This is a genomic window from Leifsonia sp. AK011 (genome assembly GCF_013410945.1).
Lineage (GTDB): Bacteria > Actinomycetota > Actinomycetes > Actinomycetales > Microbacteriaceae > Rhodoglobus.
Genome location: NZ_JACCCH010000001.1, coordinates 2,025,816 through 2,044,893, shown reverse-complemented (window position 1 = coordinate 2,044,893; position 19,078 = coordinate 2,025,816). Strand labels below are relative to the sequence as shown.

The 19,078-nt window shown below is 64.1% G+C and carries 15 protein-coding genes and 4 tRNA genes; 8 read left to right on the top strand and 11 right to left on the bottom strand.

The features are described from left to right. Positions 1-29: 29 nt before the first annotated feature. The 4 genes from HDC94_RS09980 to HDC94_RS09965 all read right to left on the bottom strand — a co-directional run bounded on the left by HDC94_RS09980 (position 30) and on the right by HDC94_RS09965 (position 5,297). The gene (locus HDC94_RS09980; protein WP_179497162.1) at positions 30-2,177 is read right to left on the bottom strand and encodes a 3-hydroxyacyl-CoA dehydrogenase NAD-binding domain-containing protein; all 2,148 of its coding nucleotides are present in this window, start codon (positions 2,175-2,177) and stop codon (positions 30-32) included. Then, positions 2,177-3,373 carry a thiolase family protein gene (locus tag HDC94_RS09975; protein WP_179497160.1) on the bottom strand — a complete coding sequence of 399 codons (1,197 nt, stop codon included), beginning with the start codon at positions 3,371-3,373 and terminating at the stop codon, positions 2,177-2,179. Before HDC94_RS09975 ends, HDC94_RS09980 begins: the two co-directional genes overlap by 1 nt. A gap of 78 nt (positions 3,374-3,451) precedes the next feature. Then, positions 3,452-4,633, bottom strand: coding sequence for an HRDC domain-containing protein (locus HDC94_RS09970; protein WP_308495750.1), 1,182 nt, complete (start codon positions 4,631-4,633; stop codon positions 3,452-3,454). Positions 4,634-4,700: 67 nt separating this feature from the next. After that, entirely contained in the window at positions 4,701-5,297 is a 597-nt protein-coding gene (locus tag HDC94_RS09965) for a DUF3000 domain-containing protein (protein WP_179497156.1), read from the bottom strand. A gap of 112 nt (positions 5,298-5,409) precedes the next feature. Between HDC94_RS09965 and HDC94_RS09960 the strand changes: the two genes are divergently transcribed. Beyond that, positions 5,410-6,579 carry an alpha/beta fold hydrolase gene (locus tag HDC94_RS09960; protein WP_308495692.1) on the top strand — a complete coding sequence of 390 codons (1,170 nt, stop codon included), beginning with the start codon at positions 5,410-5,412 and terminating at the stop codon, positions 6,577-6,579. Here HDC94_RS09960 and HDC94_RS09955 read toward each other — a convergent pair. Genes HDC94_RS09955 through HDC94_RS09945 form a run of 3 tightly spaced genes read right to left on the bottom strand, consistent with a single transcriptional unit; the run spans position 6,527 to position 8,598 of the window. After that, positions 6,527-7,249 carry a dihydrofolate reductase family protein gene (locus HDC94_RS09955; RefSeq protein ID WP_257021828.1) on the bottom strand — a complete coding sequence of 241 codons (723 nt, stop codon included), beginning with the start codon at positions 7,247-7,249 and terminating at the stop codon, positions 6,527-6,529. The genes HDC94_RS09960 and HDC94_RS09955 overlap by 53 nt on opposite strands. After that, positions 7,249-7,686, bottom strand: coding sequence for a SufE family protein (locus tag HDC94_RS09950; RefSeq protein ID WP_179497152.1), 438 nt, complete (start codon positions 7,684-7,686; stop codon positions 7,249-7,251). Before HDC94_RS09950 ends, HDC94_RS09955 begins: the two co-directional genes overlap by 1 nt. A 9-nt stretch (positions 7,687-7,695) precedes the next feature. Further along, a complete protein-coding gene (locus HDC94_RS09945) occupies positions 7,696-8,598 on the bottom strand; it encodes a sulfurtransferase (protein WP_179497150.1) in 903 nt (300 codons plus the stop codon). A gap of 174 nt (positions 8,599-8,772) precedes the next feature. On the opposite strand from HDC94_RS09945, the gene zapE reads away from it, so the two are divergent. From zapE to HDC94_RS09930, 3 genes are all read left to right on the top strand, one after another. After that, positions 8,773-9,789, top strand: a complete 1,017-nt coding sequence (zapE, locus tag HDC94_RS09940; RefSeq protein WP_257021651.1) for a cell division protein ZapE — start codon at positions 8,773-8,775, stop codon at positions 9,787-9,789. Between the two features lie 187 nt (positions 9,790-9,976). Further along, positions 9,977-11,242, top strand: coding sequence for an ammonium transporter (locus HDC94_RS09935; RefSeq protein WP_179497148.1), 1,266 nt, complete (start codon positions 9,977-9,979; stop codon positions 11,240-11,242). Between the two features lie 59 nt (positions 11,243-11,301). Continuing rightward, positions 11,302-12,357 (top strand): ammonium transporter, encoded by a 1,056-nt coding sequence (locus HDC94_RS09930; protein WP_179497146.1) that lies wholly within the window; start codon positions 11,302-11,304, stop codon positions 12,355-12,357. On the opposite strand, the gene HDC94_RS09925 is transcribed toward HDC94_RS09930, so the two are convergent. Both HDC94_RS09925 and HDC94_RS09920 read right to left on the bottom strand, forming a co-directional pair. Continuing rightward, positions 12,354-13,169, bottom strand: a complete 816-nt coding sequence (locus HDC94_RS09925) for an EI24 domain-containing protein (protein ID WP_179497144.1) — start codon at positions 13,167-13,169, stop codon at positions 12,354-12,356. The genes HDC94_RS09930 and HDC94_RS09925 overlap by 4 nt on opposite strands. 17 nt (positions 13,170-13,186) lie before the next feature. Beyond that, positions 13,187-13,259 (bottom strand) — tRNA-Val (locus HDC94_RS09920). Positions 13,260-13,362: 103 nt separating this feature from the next. Here HDC94_RS09920 and HDC94_RS09915 point away from each other — a divergent pair. The 4 genes from HDC94_RS09915 to HDC94_RS09900 all read left to right on the top strand — a co-directional run bounded on the left by HDC94_RS09915 (position 13,363) and on the right by HDC94_RS09900 (position 14,699). Further along, a tRNA-Gly gene (locus HDC94_RS09915) sits at positions 13,363-13,434 on the top strand. Positions 13,435-13,484: 50 nt separating this feature from the next. Continuing rightward, positions 13,485-13,555: transfer RNA gene (locus HDC94_RS09910), tRNA-Cys, on the top strand. A 33-nt stretch (positions 13,556-13,588) separates the two neighbouring features. Continuing rightward, positions 13,589-13,663 (top strand) — tRNA-Val (locus HDC94_RS09905). A 181-nt stretch (positions 13,664-13,844) separates the two neighbouring features. Continuing rightward, on the top strand, positions 13,845-14,699 hold the full coding sequence (locus HDC94_RS09900) for an Abi family protein (RefSeq protein ID WP_179497142.1): 855 nt from the start codon (positions 13,845-13,847) through the stop codon (positions 14,697-14,699). A 376-nt stretch (positions 14,700-15,075) separates the two neighbouring features. Here the strand turns inward: HDC94_RS09900 and HDC94_RS09895 are convergent, their stop codons facing one another. After that, entirely contained in the window at positions 15,076-17,733 is a 2,658-nt protein-coding gene (locus HDC94_RS09895; RefSeq protein WP_179497140.1) for a phage tail tape measure protein, read from the bottom strand. Between the two features lie 228 nt (positions 17,734-17,961). Then, positions 17,962-18,852, bottom strand: a complete 891-nt coding sequence (locus HDC94_RS09890; protein ID WP_179497138.1) for a hypothetical protein — start codon at positions 18,850-18,852, stop codon at positions 17,962-17,964. Positions 18,853-19,078 lie beyond the last annotated feature (226 nt).

Genomic DNA, 19,078 nt, shown 5'->3' with positions numbered 1-19,078 from the left:
GCCGTGACCCGGCCTTGGTCGTTTGGGCCCTAGGCCACCCCGCGGATCTCGGGGTGGTGGAACGTGTCACCGAATGCGCGCTGTGAGGCACCGGAGCGATCCAGGTACGGAGTCAGACCGCCCATCTGGAACGGGTAGCCGGCGCCCAGGATCATGCAGAGGTCGATGTCCTCCGGCGCCGCGACAACGCTGTCCTCGAGCATCCTGTGCACTTCGTCGGCGAGCCCGTCCTCGAAGCGGACGCGCAGGTCGTCCGCGCTGAGGGACACCGCATTCGCCGGGCGATACTTGTCGACGATGGCCTGGGCCTTGGGGTCGACGCCCGTCACCTTGCCCTTGCCGTCCTTCTGGAGGATGGTGCCGTACTCGGCGAGCTCATGCAGGGCCCTGCTCTCGAAGAAGCGATCGGGGAACGCAGCATGGTGCGTGTCGAGCACATGTGCCCCCACCTTGAGGCCGACGAGCTCGAGGAGCACGAAGGGATCCATCGGGAGGCCGAAGGGCCGTACGGCCTCCACGACGGTCTCGAACGGGGTCCCCTGTTCCACGGCGTGCATGGCCTCGCCCAGGACCTTCGCGAGCACGCGGTTGACGACGAACCCCGGGGTGTCGCGGGTGATGACGGCGTTCTTGCGCAGCTTCGCGGCGGTCGCCATGGCGGTGGCGAGAGCCTCGTCGGTCGTCTTGGGGGCGCGAACCACCTCGATGAGTGGCATGACCGCGACCGGATTGAAGAAGTGGAAGCCCACGACGCGCTCCGGGTGCTGCAGCTTGGCGCCGATCTGCTCGACCGAAAGTGACGACGTGTTCGTCGCGAGGACAGTCTCGGGCGTGATGTACTTCTCGACCTCCGCGAAGACATCCTGCTTGGCGGTGAGTTCCTCGAAGATCGCCTCGATCACCCAGTCGCACTGGGCGAAATCGGCTTTGTCCGTCGTCCCCGTCACGAGGGCGGTGAGGCGGTTCGCCTCATCCGGCGAGATGCGGCCCTTGGACTTGAGTTCATCGATCTCGCGGTGGATCCAGGCGACTCCTTCGTCAACACGGGTCTGGTCGAGGTCCGTGATGACCACAGGAACCTGAAGTCGGCGTACGAAGAGCAGGGCGAACTGGCGGGCCATGAGGCCGGCACCGATCACTCCCACTTTGGTGACGGGACGCGCGAGATCCTTGTCAGGTGCCCCGGCGGGCCGTTTGGCACGCTTCTGCACGAGGTTGAAGGCATAGATGCTCGCGCGGAACTGGTCGCCAGCGATGAGGTCGGCGAGAGCCTCGTCCTCGGCGAGAAAACCCGTCTTCTTGTCTGTGTTCTTCGCGGCCTTGAGGAGTTCGAGAGCCTTGTACGGCGACTTCGCGACACGCCCGATGCGTGAGGCGAGCATCTTCTCGGCGATACCAATGGCGATGTCCCACTTCGCGACGCGCTCGATCTTGCCTGGCGCATTCTTGCGCTTGACCTTCGTGCGGCCGGAGATCACTCCATCGGCCCACGCAATGGAGTCCTCGAGGAAATTCGCCGGATCGAACATCGCGTCGGCGATACCGAGTTCGAATGCCTCGGGGCCCTTGAGCATGCGGTTGTTCTTGAGCGGGTTCTCGATGATCACCTTGAGGGCGTTCTCGATTCCGATGAGATTCGGTAGCAGCCACGCGCCACCCCAACCGGGAATCAGTCCGAGGAACACCTCGGGAAGCGCGAGAGCCGGAACGCTGCTGTCGATTGTGCGGTAGTCGGCGTTGAGCGGGATCTCCACGCCACCGCCCAGCGCCAGCCCGTTGATGAAGACGAACGACGGCACACCGAGCTCGGAGAGTTTGCCCAGCGACCAGTGGCCGAGCTGGGCCATCTGGAGGCCGGTCTCGCGGTCGGGGATCTCGCCGACCTTCGAGAGATCGGCGCCCGCCGCGAAGATGAACGGCTTGCCGGTCACGGCAACGCCCGCAATCTCCCCGCGGGATGCGCGCTCCTTGAGTTCATCGAGAACACCGGCGAACTCGAGGAGGGTCTGAGGCCCGAGCGTGTTCGGACGCGTGTGGTCCTTGCCGTTGTCGAGCGTGACGAGGGCAAGCGTCTTGCCACCGGAGATCGGGACATCCCGAACCAACGAGTGGGTGACGACCTCGTCAGTCGAGAGCGAGGCGAGCCTGGCGAAACGGTCGGTCGTGGCGGTGGCCATTACTTTGCTCCCTTGTAGTGCGGGTTCTCCCAGATGACACTGCCGCCCTGGCCTAGGCCGATGCACATGGCCGTGAGGCCGTAGCGCACGTCGGGACGCTCGGCGAACTGAGCAGCGAGCTGGATCATGAGGCGGACGCCAGAGGAGGCGAGCGGGTGGCCCATTGCGATGGCGCCGCCCCACTGGTTGACCCTCGGGTCGTCGTCGTTGATGCCGAAGTGGTCGAGGAGCGAGAGCACCTGGACGGCGAACGCCTCGTTGAGCTCGAAGAGTCCGATGTCGTCGATCGTCAGTCCGGCCTTGCGGAGTGCCTTCTCGGTCGAGGGAACCGGTCCGATACCCATGATCTCCGGCTCCACACCTGCGAACGCGAAGCTCACCAGGCGCATCTTGGGTGCGAGGCCGAACTCCTTCGCGGCATCCGCACTCGCGATGATGCTCGCGGTGGCTCCGTCATTGAGGCCGGACGAGTTGCCAGCAGTCACTCGACCGTGGGGGCGGAAAGGCGTCTTGAGTGCCGCGAGGCCTTCCATGGTCGTCTCCGGCCGTAGGGCTTCGTCGCGCGTCGCGAGACCCCAGCCGCCCTCGCTGCGGATGGCAACGGGCACCAGGTCTGGCTGGATCTTGCCCGCCTCGTAGGCCGCGGCGGCCTTGCGCTGGCTACCCATGGCAAAACGGTCGGCGCGCTCCTTCGTGAGGCGAGGGAACCGGTCGTGGATGCGTTCGGCGGTGTTGCCCATGTTCAGGGCGTCACCGCTCACGAGCTTCTCCGCGAGGAAGCGAGGGTTGGGGTCGGCGCCGAAACCCATCGGGTGGCGTCCCATGTGCTCGACGCCACCGGCAATACCGATGTCGTAGGCACCGAACGCGATTCCACCGGCGATGGATGTCACGGAGGTCATCGCGCCAGCGCACATGCGATCGATGGCGTATCCGGGCACGGACTGGGGGAGACCCGCGAGGAGAGCGGCCGTGCGTCCGAGGGTCAGGCCCTGGTCGCCGGTCTGTGTTGTCGCGGCGATCGCTACATCGTCGAACCGATCCTTCGGAATGGAGGGATTACGTTCCAGCAGCCCGATCATGGCCTTGACGACGAGGTCGTCGGCCCGGGTCTGCCAGTACATTCCCTTTTCGCCAGCCCGTCCGAACGGCGTACGAACGCCATCCACGAACACGACTTCAGCTCTTTCGGCCACGGTGCCTCCCTAACGACTTGTTGGTCGCCACCGATCCTAGATTCGGGGGCTGAAGACACCCGTATCGTTTGATTCTTCCTACGAATCCGCCTCGGAGGCCTGCTCCGGTGTTTGGCCAGCCTCGACAAAGGCTTGGGCGATCACCTGTGATGTTGCGTCAATCTGCCACGGGCGCGCACCGGAGGTGCGAAGCGCTTCTGCGACACTCTCCGCCGTGACCGGTTCCGGTGGCGTCCAGGCGACGCGTCGGAGCAGTTCTGGGGTGAGGAGGTTCTCCACGGGGAGATTGAGCTCAGTCGCGGCATCGGTCACGGCCGAGCGGGCCTTCTTGAGGCGCCGGTCAGCCTCCGGGTTCTTGTCCGACCACACTCGGGGTGGCGGAATGCTGTCCCCCTGCACCCGCAGGGCGGGGAGGTCGGTGGTCGCCAGCCCAGCCTGGATGGCGTTCCACCATCGATCGATCTGAGTACGACTGGCGCGCCCTGTGAACTCCTTGATCCCCGCAAGGTCTCGCTTGGTCGCGGGAAGAATGCGCGCGGCCGCCGACAGCGCTGAGTCGGGCACGAGCCTGCCGGGGGCGGTATCGATCTCCCGTGCGTAGGCGTCGCGCGCGAGCCAGAGTTCACGGGCAACGGCGAGGTTGCGCTGCCCTCGCACCGTATGCAGACCGCCGAGCCTGCGCCACGGCTCAGCCCTCACAACCACGAGGTCGCGGGCGAGGACCGATTCGAACTCCTGTGCGGCGATCTCCGTTTTGTTGTCGCGATCGAGGATCTCGCCGAGCTTCTCCCGAACATCGACGAGCAACTCGACGTCGAGTGCTGCGTAGACGAGCCAAGCCTGGGGAAGCGGCCTGGTCGACCAGTCCGCGGCGGAGTGCTCCTTCGCCAGGTGGATGCCGAGCAACTCCTCGACCACCGTGCCCAGCCCCACCCGCGGCATCCCCGCGAGACGCGCTGCCAACTCCGTGTCGAACAGGTGGATCGGGTCGAGCCCGACCTCGCGGAGGCAGGTCAGATCCTGGCTGGCTGCGTGCAGGATCCACTCGGTGTCGACGATCGCGTCATTCAGCTCCCCGAAGTGCCCGATCGCGGGCGGATCGAAGAGGAAAGTCCCGGACCCGCGACGGAAGACCTGGATGAGGTAGGCGCGCTGCGAATAGCGGTAGCCCGAGGCGCGCTCCGCGTCGATCGCGATGGGGCCATGGCCGGCTCTGATCTCCTCGACTGCGCGGAGGTACCCCTCGCGGTCCGCAATCACCTCGACGGTCTCATGAGCGGCTTGCTCAGGTCCACCGGCCCGCTCCGTCGCGGGGGTCTCCTCCGGGCTACTCACGTCCCACTCGGCGGGCAGACAACACACTCACTCCCTCGGCGACCGGGGGAAGCCCGGCCAACATGCACAACAGGTCACCCCAGCTTTCCACATGCGACCCCACCTGTTCATCTGCGGGAGTCCACGAAGCGCGAATCTCGACCTGCGCGCCATCGCCCTGTGCTGCAAGTTCACCAAACCCAGTGGACAGGATGCGTGTTGCCGTCCCCGAAGCGGACGAGTACCCAGCGCCCCGGTTGTCGAGGGCGTCCACGAGCCAGGACCACGCGACATCCGCGAGGAACGGGTCGACGCCCATCTCTGTTTCGAGAGGGGCCTGCACGTAACAGATGACCCGGAAGACGCCGCCCCAGGCCTCGGGAGCGGAAGGGTCATAGAGGAGGACGAACCGGCCGGTGCCGAGATCGGAGTCCGATCCGTGGCGTGCGGGGGTGACGTCCGCTGCGAGCGCGTGTGACCAGGGGGCCAGCGTGCCGGGCGCGGGTATCTCGGTGACGGCGAGTTCCGGCCGCATCACCGCATCCTGCATAGCCCTCACGGCAGCGGTGAACGCGTGCGGAGGCTCCGGAGTCGACTGCGTTTCAGGCACTACTGAAGATTAGGCTTGGCAGGCGTGTTATCCCCAGAGGCACGCCGCCGCTGGGGGAGGGAGAGTAGTGCGCGTGAGAACACCGACGAGCCGTCACCGTCGATCCATACGTGTGGCCAGCATTGCCGCACTGTCGGCAGGCGCTGTGATCGCCCTGGGAGCGCTTGTGACGGCGGTAGTGACCGTCGCGGTGGCTCGCAAGGTCGTCACGCCGCCGCGCGTGCGCGAACAGGACCTCCGTATCCTCGCGGTAGATGCAGACACCGTGACCCTGTCCGCCACGAAGGACACCCTCACTCCGGGCGAATACAGTCTCTGGTTCTCGCGGGACACTGGGCACGCTCGCATCGGGGAGATCCTGTACTTCGATGCGCGCACCGTGGTGCGACGCCTGCTCAGTGTGGACTTCGGCGACCTCGAGCATGCGCGCGCTGGGCGGCTGAGCGGGTGGTTCTACCTCGGTCCGTCAGAACTCGGGCTGCCGTGGCAGGACGTGGTCGTCGAGACGGAACTGGGTTCCGCACCAGCGTGGCTCGTCCCCGCAGCGGGCGAATCCGCAGCCGAGCAGAAGTGGGTGATCCAGGTGCACGGTCGGGCGGTGCGCCGGGAGGAGACCCTCCGTGCCGTGCCGGTGTTCCACCGGGCCGGCTACAACGCCCTGCTCGTCTCCTACCGCAACGACGGGGACGCGCCGCGATCGTCGGACCATCGCTACGCATTGGGTGACACCGAGTGGCGTGACGTGGATGCCGCGCTCCGCTTCGCCCTCGATCAGGGCGCGCGTGAAGTTCTTCTCATGGGCTGGTCCATGGGTGGCGCTACCGTGCTCCAGACCCTCACCCGATCAGATCTCGCCGACCGCGTTCGCGGTGTCGTGCTCGACTCGCCCGTGATCGACTGGATCACGGCCCTCCAGTACCAGGGGATCGAGAATCGACTCCCCACCCCGGTCAGTTCCGGAGCGTTGCTGTTGCTCAGCAGGGGATGGGCGGGACTCCTGACGGGGCAGGAGTCGCCGGTGGACCTCGCACGTCTCAATATCGTCGCGAACGCTGCGGAGCTGTCCGTACCCATCCTGTTAATGCACAGTGCAGACGATGGTTTTGTGCCTGTCACCGCCTCCGACGCGCTCGCGCGGGAGCGGCCCGACATCATCACGTACGAGCGATTCCACACCGCTCGCCACACCAAGCTGTGGAACTACGACCGCACGCGCTGGGAGGATGCGATCACGGCGTGGATTGAGGCGATCGAGTCAGCCAACGCGCGAACAGAAAGCTAGCGTCGTCGAGGAGCAGCTGACGCAGTTCCAGTCCTTGCTCGCCCAGGCCGGTGGCCGAGAAGGCGGCCGGACTTGAGTCGCTGAGGACCGGACTGGTCGTGAGACAGAGCTCGTCGACAAGGCCCGCGCCGAGCAGTGCCGAGGCCAGGGACGGACCTCCCTCGCAGACGATCGAGGTATGGCCCGCTGCATGCAAGGAGTCCACGATGGATGCCGGGCTCAGACGCTCCGCCGGGGCGCCGACTGCGAGGACCTCCGCCCCGGGCAGCTCGCCGCGAACGGCGTCGGCGACATCGGGAGGGCAGATGACGGTGATGCGTTCCGTTTCCTCGGGGGAGAAACGGTGACCCGCGAAGTTGCCCGAGCCCGTGACGATCGCGAGTCGCGCCGTGCGAGGCAGCTGATAGCCCTCGACTCTCACGGACTCGGCACCCACGAGGACGACATCGCTGAGTTCGCGGATGACCCCCAGGATGCGTCGATCGGTCGCACTCGTGAGGGAGTTGGAGGTGCCATCCGTGCCCACGGCACTGCCGCTCACGCTTGTCACGAGATTGACGCGAAGCCAGGTCGCCTGCGGCGGGGAGTACCACTCCAGCAGTCGATCCCGCGAACCCTCCGCCCCCATGTCGATGATCTCGAGGGGAGCCGGGTGCACGCGCGAGAGCATCACGCCGCGAGCTTCTCGCGAATCTGACGCTTGGTTCGACCGAGGAGAGCCGTCATTCCTCGGATACGGAGAGGGCTGACCGCTTCGGTGAGCCCGATCGTGTTGGGGTAGTCATCCGGAACTGCAAGCACCTGCTCCGCCGTGAGCCCGGCGAGGCCCTGGGCGAGTATCGACGCGAAACCGCGTGTGGTGGGAGCTTCCCGCGGAGCGGTGGCGTAGAGGTGGACGATGCTGTCATCGTCCACCTCCACGAAGATGAATACCGGTGACTGGCACTCCTCGACACGTTCGAGAAGGTCCGGATGCTCGGCATAACGTTCCGGCAGTTCGGGAAGCTCGTTCGAGAACTCGAGCAGGAGCTGCAGCCGATCGCGGGTCTCGAGTTCGAGGAACTCCTCGCGGATTCGTTCCAGCTGTTCGGGTAGCGCCTCGGTCACGCTGCAAGCCTACTTCGCGGTCGGAATCTCACCCGGCTCCGAGCCCTTCACGATGGGAACGCGAACGGCGGACCCCCACTCGGTCCACGATCCGTCGTAGTTGCGCACCTTGTCGAAGCCCAGGAGGTGGGTCAGTACGAACCAGGTGTGACTGGAGCGCTCCCCGATGCGGCAGTAGGCGACGATGTCGTCGCCGTCCTTGAGCCCCGCACCGTCTCGGTAGATCTCGTTCAGCTCGGCAAGGGGCTTGAATGTGCCGTCCTCGGCAACGGCTTTTGCCCACGGTACGTTCTGGGCGCTCGGAATGTGCCCGGCGCGCAGGGCGCCCTCCTCCGGGTAGGCAGGAGCCGTCGTGCGCTCACCGCTGAACTCCTCCGGCGACCGGACGTCCACGAGAGGGTTCCCGAGGTGGGCGAGCACATCGTCCTTGTATGCGCGGATGGGAGCGTCATTGCGCTCGACGATCGGGTAGTCGACGGGCGTCACGTCCGAGGCATCCGTCGTGTACGGCCGGCCGTCGGCCTCCCACTTGGCGCGACCTCCGTCGAGAAGACGGACGTCCTCGTGGCCGAACAGCGTGAACACCCAAAGAGCGTAGGCAGCCCACCAGTTGTTCTTGTCGCCGTAGATGACGACGGTCGTGTCGCGGGAGATGCCCTTCGAGCCGAGGAGCGCCGCGAACCCCGCTCCGTCGATGTAGTCGCGCTCGACAGGGTCGTTGAGGTCGGTGTGCCAGTCGATCTTGACCGCGCCAGGGATGTGTCCGGTTTCGTAGAGGAGCACGTCCTCATCGGACTCCACGACAACGAGGCCCGGGGTGCCGAGACGAGCCTCGAGCCACTCGCCCGTCACAAGGCGATCGGGATGGGCGAACTGTGCGAGCTGCGGGGCCGGGTCGAGTTCGACGGGCATGGGTACCTCCGGGGTTGTTTCGCTGGTGATGGAGCGACCGGCCGGGGCAGTTGCCCGGAACAGCCCAGTAGGCTTGCTGCGCTCCCGAAAGCGAATCTACGCGCGGTAGCCCGCCCCATGACAGGGCGCCCGTAAGACTCTGACACAAATCGAAGATCAGGCTGAGACCGACAATTGAGTGCCCCCGCCCCCACGACGCCAAGCCGTCTGGTTGACCGCAATCCCGGGCTCTCCGGCGACGAGATGGTTCAGCAGCTCGTACCGCCACGACAGTTCGCGACAGCGTCGCTCGATTCGTACCGACCCGACCGCGACTATCCGTCGCAGGGGGCGGCCGTTGCGGCGATCCGTACCTTCGCGACTGGCTTCGCCGGCGGTGGAGGTCTCTTCGGTCGGCGCAAGCAGCAGGTGGCCAAGCCGGGCATCTACTTGGACGGCGGCTTCGGCGTCGGGAAGACCCACCTGCTAGCTGCCCTCTGGAACATGGCACGTGGGCGCAAGTACTTCGGGACGTTCATCGAGTACACGGCGCTCGTGGGAGCTCTGGGTTATGCCGAAACGGTCGCGCTACTCCGTGGGGCGTCGCTCGTGTGCATCGATGAGTTCGAGTTGGACGACCCGGGGGACACTCGACTCATGGCGCGGTTGCTCGGTGAGCTCGTGGCATCCGGCACCCGCATCGCCGCGACGTCCAACACTCCGCCCAACGCACTGGGGGAGGGTCGGTTCGCTGCCCAGGACTTCCTGCGGGAGATCGATTCGTTGGCCGCGAAGTTCGAAACCCTGCGCATAGACGGTCTCGATTACCGCCGTCGTGACACGGATGCCCACGCCAGGGTCTCCTCGGACGTGCCGGGCGAACTCGCCGAAGTCGACGGTGCGACGACCCTCGACAACTTCACCGACGTTCTGGCCCACCTCGCCCAGGTGCACCCGTCCCGCTATGTCGGGCTCGTCGATTCGCTGGCCGCGGTCGGTCTCTCGGGGGTCTCGGTCCTCACGAGCCAGACGGACGCCCTGCGGTTCGTTGCTTTCGTCGATCGGCTGTACGACGCGCAGGTTCGCGTCATCGCGGACGGGGTTCCCCTCGACGCGATTTTTCCTGAGGACATGCTCTCCGGCGGATATCGCAAGAAGTACCTGCGCGCCACCTCACGCCTTGTAGCTCTGACGAACATGGGCCAGCCGTAACTCACAGCACCTCGGATGGTGGGCGAAACACAGTGTTTACATGCGCCGTCGGCGCGTAACACAACCGAAACACGAGAGACACCCCGGGCGAAACCTCCTCTCGCCAGACTGATCGGCGTACCCGAGGTGAGATCCCGCCTGTGGACCCAACGGTGCATCCTTCGCAGCAACAAAGAGAGGTACACACATGGATCAGGGCAACACCGCCTTCATTCTCCTGGCCGCAGCACTCGTGCTGTTGATGACCCCGGGATTGGCATTCTTCTACGGCGGCCTCGTCAAGGCGAAGAGCGTCATCAGCATGATGATGATGAGCTTCGGCGCGATCGGCCTCATCGGCGTCCTCTGGGCGATCTACGGATACGCGATCGCGTTCCCGGGCGCGGAGGGCACGCTGTTCCCGTGGTCGATTGACACTGGCGCGATCGGCCTGGCGAACCTCCTCGAGGCACCCGAGGGCGCGGCATACCCGCCGCTCGCCTTTGTTGCATTCCAGGCGACGTTCGCCATCATCACCGTCGCGCTCGTCTCCGGAGCTATCGCCGACCGTGCCAAGTTCGGCGCATGGATGGTCTTCGCCGGTATCTGGGCGACACTCGTTTACTTCCCGGTCGCAAGCTGGGTCTTCAACTTCGGTCTCGGTGACGACGGCAGCTTCGCCTACGGCGGGTGGACCACACACGGTCTCCAGGATGTCTTCGGCCTGGGAGTCATCGACTTCGCCGGTGGTACCGCCGTTCACATCAACGCTGGTGCAGCGGCTCTTGCCCTTGCGCTGGTCCTTGGCAAGCGCGTCGGGTTCGCCAAGGGTGCGTATGTTCCCCACAACCCGCCCTTCGTCCTCCTCGGTGCTGGCCTCCTCTGGTTCGGCTGGTTCGGCTTCAACGCCGGTTCGGAGCTCGCAGCTGACAACACGGCCGCTCTTGCCTTCGTGAACACCCTCGTAGCTCCCGCTGCCGCGCTTCTTGCCTGGCTCGTCGTCGAGAAGATCCGCGACGGCAAGCCGACGTCGATCGGTGCCGCTTCCGGTGCAGTTGCTGGTCTCGTGGCCATCACCCCCGCGTGTGGTTCGCTCACGCCGATCTGGGCCATCGTGCTCGGCATCGTCGCTGGTGCGATCTGTGCCCTGGCGATCGACCTGAAGTTCAAGCTCGGCTTCGATGACTCGCTCGACGTCGTGGGTATCCACCTCGTCGGTGGTCTCATCGGAACGCTGTACCTGGGCTTCTTCGCCACCGGCACCGGCCTCTTCACGGGTGGCGACGGCACGCAGCTCCTGGTTCAGGCGATCGCGGCCCTCGCGGTCCTCGTCTACTCCTTCGTGCTGGCGTTCATCATCGGCTTCGTGATCGAGAAGACGATGGGCTTCCGCATCAAGAACGAGGACGAGATCGCTGGCATCGATACCGTTGTCCACGGTGAAGAGGGCTACGTCCTCGCGGACACCAAGTAATCTCACCTAGCGAGTAAGGGGTGTCGCTCTTCGGGGCGGCGCCCCTTACTCTTTTCCGCGTGGGGGAATCCGTGCAGAGCTGGCCGATCGTCCTCGGCGCCGCGACCACCCTCGCGCTCGTCACGGTGTCGTTTGCGCTCGTGTACACGTGGCTGGTGCCAGCACCGAACTGGCGGCGTGCCGTGGCCGCGTCCCTCGCCACGGCAGGCACGGGGAGCGGCGCCTGGCTTCTGTTCGCCCCGTTGGTCGCGCGAGAGGAGCTCGGGGAGCTCTACATACCCGTCGCCGTGCTTGCAGGCCTCTCCGCACTGCTGGCCACGCTGGCGGTGAGGTCCACGGGGGCGCCACTGAGGGTCGCCATGGTTTTTGCGACGGGATGGAGCATCCTCGTCTTCGTGCCCGTCGCCATCGCCACTTTCGTCACGGGCGTGCTCGGAATCGAGCCCCTGGACCACGGCGGAAGCCTCGCGAGCATGGTCGCAACCGGTGCCGCCGCACTCGCTGTGCTGGTGGTCCGCGGTGATCGTCATCGCTCGCTGAGCGCAGCAACCCGACTCCCCAGGGGCTTCGCGGCCCTTGCCGTGCTCACGCTGGTCGGGGGATGGCTGGGATGGCTCGTGAGCGCCGAACTCGCCATCGACGAGGTGTCGGGCACGATCCTGATCAACGGCGTGCTCGGGGCCGCTGGGGGGATAGCCGGATGGTTGGCCGTGCAGAGGATGAGCCACCAGTCAACGACCCTGGGTGCTGTAGTCGCGGGTGCCGTGAGTGGGTTGGCCGCGGTGAGCGCGGGAGCGCCGCTCCTCTCACCTGTCGCCGCGGCATCCTCTGGGGTGATCGCAGGGGGAGTGGCCTGTATCTTCACCCTGCGCCGTGTCGCCGCGAGCCGACGCCAGCAGTGGTACCTCGTCGGCTCGCACCTCATGGCTGGCGCCATAGGCATCGTGCTCATCGGCCTGCTCGCGAGCGATGCGGGGTTCTTATTCACGGGCCAGATCGGCCTCATCGGGGACCAGATCGTGAGTACGGTCGCTGTCGCCTTCTACTCCGGGGTGGTGTCCTTCCTCCTCTGGATCGGCCTGCGCCGGGTCACCAGATTGGCGGAGAGGGCCTAGTCGACAGCATCCGATGTATCACCCGATGCTGCCGCCGCCGCTTGCGTCGGCTCTCGCAAGGCGCGTCTCGCGAGGAGAGTGGCTCCAGCGACGGCGGCAGGCATCATGACGACAGCGCCCAGTGGGACGAGGAAGACGAGGTACGTTGCCGCGCCGAATCCCAGCGTGGCTGCTCGCTGACTGCGCAGTGCCGCCCGTCTCTCGCGCAGGGTGAAGCCTCGGGCATCAAAGGGAAGCCCGGTGAGTTCGAGTGTGAGATACCACCCGCCGATCACAGCTCCCAACACGGGTACGAGTATCTGACCGACTACGGGGATGAACCCGAGCACGAACAGCATGAGGCCCAGGAGGACTGTGGGAACCAGGATCCGCAGACCTGCGCCGACTCCACGCCAGAATGCTCTCCAGAATCCGAGGGAACTCTCCGGCACCGGGCCGAAGCGCCGCTCCGCATGCTTCCAGATGAGTTCGTAGAACGGTTGTCCCACGATCAGGGTGATGGTCGTGAAAGCGAAGACCACGATCAACACGGCGACGGTGAGCAGCGCCGCGGCCGCGACAAGCCTTGTTCCGGTGCGGAAGGGTTCATCCCAGCGTTCGGCGAATGGGGTGATGAGGGCGGAGAACGATTCGAGGTTCACGCCGAGCGTGATGATCGCGGCGAGAAAGACGACACCAACGATGAGCGCCGGGATCATGCCGAGGATCATCAGGCGCGGGGCGGTGCCCCACACCTTGAGCCCACGAAACAGGAGCCCGACCCCGGAGAAGAACTCGGCTGCCGGGCTGCGTCTACCTTCGCGCGGCGCCATGCAAGAACTGTAACTTGTGGGCGATACCGGACTCGAACCGATGACCTCTTCCGTGTGAAGGAAGCGCGCTACCAACTGCGCCAATCGCCCGCGGCCTCAATCTTGCCACAAGTTCGCGACCCGCCCGTCACACGAATTGGCAGTGCCCCGCGTCATCGGCTACAGTCATCTAGCACGCAGCAATGAGTGCAGTGCGGATGTGGCGCAGTGGTAGCGCATCACCTTGCCAAGGTGAGGGTCGCGAGTTCGAATCTCGTCATCCGCTCGGAGTGAGAAGTTAGCAAGACCTGCGGGTTCTGATTGGTTCTCACGCACGGTGGCGTGGCCGAGAGGCGAGGCAACGGCCTGCAAAGCCGTGTACACGGGTTCGAATCCCGTCGCCACCTCGGAGGCTCGTCCTCACACAATTCAATAAGCATGGGCGATTGGCGCAGCGGTAGCGCGCTTCCCTGACACGGAAGAGGTCACTGGTTCGATCCCAGTATCGCCCACCACAAAACCCCCGGGAAACCGGGGGTTTTTCCTTTGTTGCGAGGGCGCGTGCAATATACGTGCAACATCTCTTGCGGATTTGCGCCTCGGGACGTAGTCTTAATGCAACAGCGCCCCTCCAAGGCTAGAGACGAAAGTCTTCCTGAAATAGGAGGGGCCAGTTCCTTTTGTAGGCTGTTCCCCATGAAGCCATTCAGGGAAGTTCCTCAACTTCTAGAGCTTCTAGCGGGTCGCGGCTTGGAGCTCGACTCTGAAGACTCCGAGAAGTTCCTCTATGACTGCAACTACTACCGGTTCACGGGGTACTCGCGGCAGTTTCAGGTGAATCCGGGGGAAGACCAGGACCAGTATCTACCTGGCAGTACCCTCTCCGGAGTTCGGCAGATGATGTTCCTCGATTCCGAGATGCGGAGAATGCTCGGAGCTGCCCTCACTACGGTTGAAATGTCCCTGCGGGCGCGATTTGCCCATGACGCGGGCCGGATTCATGGAGAGGGTGCTTTCTATCTCGATCCCTCCAAGTATCTAGCGGTCACGCCAAAACTTGACCGCCTTATCGAGAAGATCAAGGACGATCTCTCGCGCACGACGTCCCCAACGGTGGTGCGGTACGCCAGTGAAGGTTCATTCGAAAAGGTTCCGGTCTGGGTCGCCGTGGAAGTTGTCTCTTTCGGATCCCTCGCCAGAGTGATGCAGTACCTGGCCGACGACTCGGCGGCACGGCAAACCGCAGCGGGCTTATCGCTCTCATGGGAGGGTTTCCTCAGCACTATTCACTCTTTCTCAGTGCTTCGAAACCGGGTAGCTCACCACGGTCAGGTATGGAATCGGAAGCTTGATATTCAATGCCCTGTGCCAAAAAAGCTCCGTCCACGTGACGTTGGATACAACCCTCAGGGACCGTACCCCGCGATCCTCATGCTCAAGCGGTATTTGCAGTCGATATCACCCTCGAGCCAATGGAGCTCAGAGATTGACAGCCTCATGGGGTCTAGTCAGCTATTCGCGGATGGAATCCTCAAGCCGTTCGCCAAGTAGCGAATCGCGAAGGTCTACGCGCTCGACCTCAACCTAGAATGCAGATTGCATGGCCGGATGCCCTAACGATGGGAGCGACCGTGCCAAAGCCATACGACGCGGAGAAACCCGCTGACCGCACACTCAGGGTGTGGGCCGACGGGCGAGACATTACCGACGAAGATCCCCGAATCTGGGGGTGGCCGTACTCAGATTGGTTTCAGCAGGGCTGGAGGCCGCTGCACGGCCCTAACGCCCACCTACCCGGATTGGTCGAGGGTGGCACTGGGAATATGCGTCAGCACTCCACCAGCGGGTTCTAAGAGGGGCTGTGGACTATTCCAGCCGCACAGCCCCTCACACGGGTACCGTCGCAACCGCACGCGACGGTAGAACGTCAGTTGCGTGCGCCGCGCGCTGCTTTCCGGGAATTGCCCCGGTTAGCGAATCCAGCCACCTCTTGCGGGGTGCTTTGCAGGTACGCCGCGATTTCGCTTCGTGTGGTGTCGCGAATCGTTTTCAGTGACGCAGGGCCCAGCTCGACCACGCCGCGCACGTTCGAAACGGCCTGAGTCGAAGATTCGGCTGTTACGTATTGCGGGATGGCGTAATTGGGCACTCCGTAGCTGGTTGCGTATCGGGATATGTCGCCGCCCGCGTTCATGTACTCGAGCGCAGCGCGGTTCTCCGGGTTCGCCACCGTCGTAGCGGCAGAGACAAACTCGCGACCATGAACAACACCAGCAACCTGCGTAGCCGGGATGTCGCCCGTGTAACCGCCCGACGCATACCCGTAGAGACCAGCAGGGATCGTGAGTGAAGCGCCAGTGCCGTACAAGCCAGACGCTTGCAGTTCAGCCACGAAGTTTGCCAGCCGTGCACTGGCCCCGGAGGTATCGAGATTCACCGTTGTATCAATGTTCCCCGGAATCAGACCGAGCTTGTTCGCGTAACCCTCAGCCTCAGCACCCGTGATGCCGTACTGCGCTAGCTGCTCAATCAGTGCGGTACGGCCCGCGTGGATTGCCGCTGTTGCCTCATCCTGGCTTCCCGTCTGCTCATAGGTTGCGGAGGCAACCTCGAGAGCGCGTTTCGCGATTGCGTCTAGGGATGCCTCATTCTGCCGACCGGCATCAGTGTTGACGTCGAGAGTTGCACCGTTCGCCGCAACCGATTCTGTGGCTTGGTCGATGGCATCTTGAAACTGGCGCTGTGCCTCTCGGGAATCGAGCGTGCCAGTTGCGAAGTTTCGAATCTGCTCTGTCAGCGAGTCAATCTGACCGCCCGCGTCGTATGCCTCGCCGCGCAACGCGGCAAGAGTTCGCTCGTTGTCCTCGGTAGCTTTCCGGGCGCTCTCGGTGGCGTCCTGGTTCAGCTTCCATGCGTCCGCGCCTGACTCGACCTGCTTAGCAACAACCTCCACGCCGCTCGAAATCAGATCGAATTGGGCGATAGCCGCAGCATCTTCCGCGTTCGCGGTACGGCGTGCGTCTGCCCACTTCGACGCAGCATCCGAACCCATCAGCGTGAGATCCACAAGCTCCTCAACACCGATCCCGTACTTTGCGGCAGCATCCACCGCGCCCTCAGTCTGGAGCCGCTGGGCCACCAGCTCGCGGGTGTAGTTCGTGACAGAACCCGTCGCCTGATCGAGCGAGTCGGCAAACGATTCAATGGTCTGCTTACGGTCCGCTGCATCCGCAGCGATCGCACCGAGAACCAGAACCGCAGCCGACAGAGCCGCCGTGGATGCCCCAATGCCGATAGCGGCAGTACGCCCGGTGATACCCAGAGTGCGGAGGGCTTTCTGGTACTCCGCATACTTCGGTATGCCCAAACTTGCGGCAGCGGTCGCGAGCGCAATTGACCCGGCCACGGTGCCCACGGCAACCCCTGTGTTGATTACTGGTTCTGGTAGTTCACCGAACCCATCCACGAGGAATGTTGCAGTCTGAACCATTTGCCGCAGCACGTCGTTAGCGGCAGAACCGGACTTGATCAGAGCCGTGTCGAACGCACCTCCGAGCTTTTCGACGTCGCCGCTGAGATTGTCGAGACGGTCAGCGGCCACACGAGACGCATAGCCGGAATCGCTAACCTCAGCGGTCCACTTCTTGATCCCGTCAGCACCCTCGTTATACAGCGCCGTAGCCGCCTGCACACCGTAGGAACCAAAGATGATCGTGTTAGCCGCGTCACGCGCCTCAGGGGTGAGATCCTTCATGGCGGTCTGGAGGTTCCCCGCCAGCTTCTCGAGCCCCACGAAGTTACCTTGCGCGTCATAGGCGGAGATACCGAGTTCGTCCATCTTTCGGGATGCCTCAGCGGACGGGGCAGAGAGAGCCTGGAGCATTGACTTGAATGCCGTGCCCGCGTCCCCGCCGATCTTCCCGTAAGACGCGAACGCGGCGAGAAACCCGGTGGTCTCCTCAATCGTCAGACCGGTGTTAGCGGCCTGTAATCCGACGTTGCCGAGTGCCTGCCCCAAATCGGTGACGTCGCCCATCGCCTTGCCAGCACCCGCAGCCATGAGGTCGGCAACATGGGCCATGTCCTCACCGTCGAGATTGAACGTCTTTAGCGCGGTCGCCGCGATTCCTGCCGCCTCAGCCACACCGAGACCGCCAGCCGCCGCAAGATCCAGAGCACCGTCGAGACCACCCGAAAGAATGTCCTCGGTGCTCACACCTGCCTTGCCTAGTTCCTCAATTGCGTTCGCAGCCTCAGTAGCCGAGAACACCGTGCGCGCCCCGGCATCCAACGCCGCGTCACGCAGCCGGTCCATGTTCGCGGAGGTTTCCTGGGTCGCAGCTTGAACCTGAGACATGGCCTCATCGAATTCAGCGAACTTCCTTACGGCCACCGCCAGACCTACGGCAATCGCACCTCCAGCGAGAGCACCAGCGGCACCGAGGGCAGTAAACGCTTCTCGCTGCTGTGCAAGCTTCTCCGCTGCGGTGCCGGTCTCGCGGGTAGCTTTAGCCGCCGCCTGCATCCCAGCGATATACCCATTCACCTGCGCTATCAGGCTGACTTTTACTTGACGTTCAGCCATTAGCCGCGTCCCTTCTCTGATTCGTTCCCTCGTCGAAAAAACAGAGGGAAAATGCGTGCTGATTCTTGTTTGCTATGCCCGACGGCCTTGCTGAGAGGGCAAAGGGAGGGGTCCCCACCCTTTCGGTGTTCTCGTTCGTGTTCATGTGTTGTTGCTCTCTTGGTTGTTGGCCTGTGGTGCGTGCTTCCCGAGGAGGGGCCCAAGCACGCACCACAGGGGCTTGTGGGGTTACCAGACGGGTGTGCGTCGGGCTTCCGTGTGTGCGATGCGTCGGTGTTGAGCCAGCGCGGTCTGGTCTTTGCGGTGGTTGGTGTCCCCGGCTGCCTGGTACTCGTCGCCCGTCGGTGGGGTAGTGGGGTTGTCCATTACCTCGGTGAGTGTGCGGAGGGTGGGGCGTCCCGCTGTGCAGGCTCTACCGATGCGAGGTACCGTGCCGCTGACTGCTGCTGTTGCGAGAGTCACAGCGGCGGGGTCTTCGTACAGGAATGCGGACAGGTTGTAGGTGTCGAGCTTTCGGGCTGGCATTCCCTTGTTGTTGAGGATGCCGTCAGCGAGCCAGATACCTATGAGTTTGCGGATGGTCTCGACCTGGGTGGCGCGCTGCTCAATGTCCAGCCAGAGGGGTTCCTGCCCGTTGCGTGTTGCCTGCTCGAGAGTGAGGGTTCCCGGTGCGATCTGTACCCACGTCTGAGCAATGACGGTTGTGTGATCGTCGTAGACGGGGCGGAGCATTTCGAGGTTCTTATCTCCGCGTGCCCTTAGTGCGTTCCATGCCTGCTCTCCGGCGCGCTGTGCGGCAAGGCGGAACGTCGAGAGGGCGTCGTCCACGTATTCGCTGGATGCGCTGAGCTGGGCCGCTTCGACCGCGTATTTTGTTGCGGCGGTGAAGTCCAGATCGGTTCCGGCGAGGTAGTTAGCTGCGGTCGCCTGGGGGACTGCTACTAGTGTCCGGTCGCGGGTGAGCTTCGTGAAGAATGCGAGCATTCGGTCTCGGCGGGCAAGGTAGGCCCGTACCGTTTCGAGGGCGTCTGTGTTTGCCCCGAGGTTGTCGAGTTCGGTCATCCACTCGTTGAGGGTGTCGGGCCGGAGGTCGTGGGGTGTGCTGCTTGGAATGTTCATCGGTTTGCCTTTCCAGCGGTTTCGGGGGTCATGGGGGAAGTGCCGTAAGCGGTGCGAATGTCTGCGCCGTATGCCCGGTCCACGACCTGCTGGGCGGTCATCTGCTCGGGGTTGGTCTCGGCGTTCAGAATCATTCGGATCTCGTCGTGGTCTAGTGGTCGGGTCATTTGTGGCTGCTCTCTGTGAGGCGTTGGCATAGGTCGCATTCCGGCCCATGTGGTGGGAG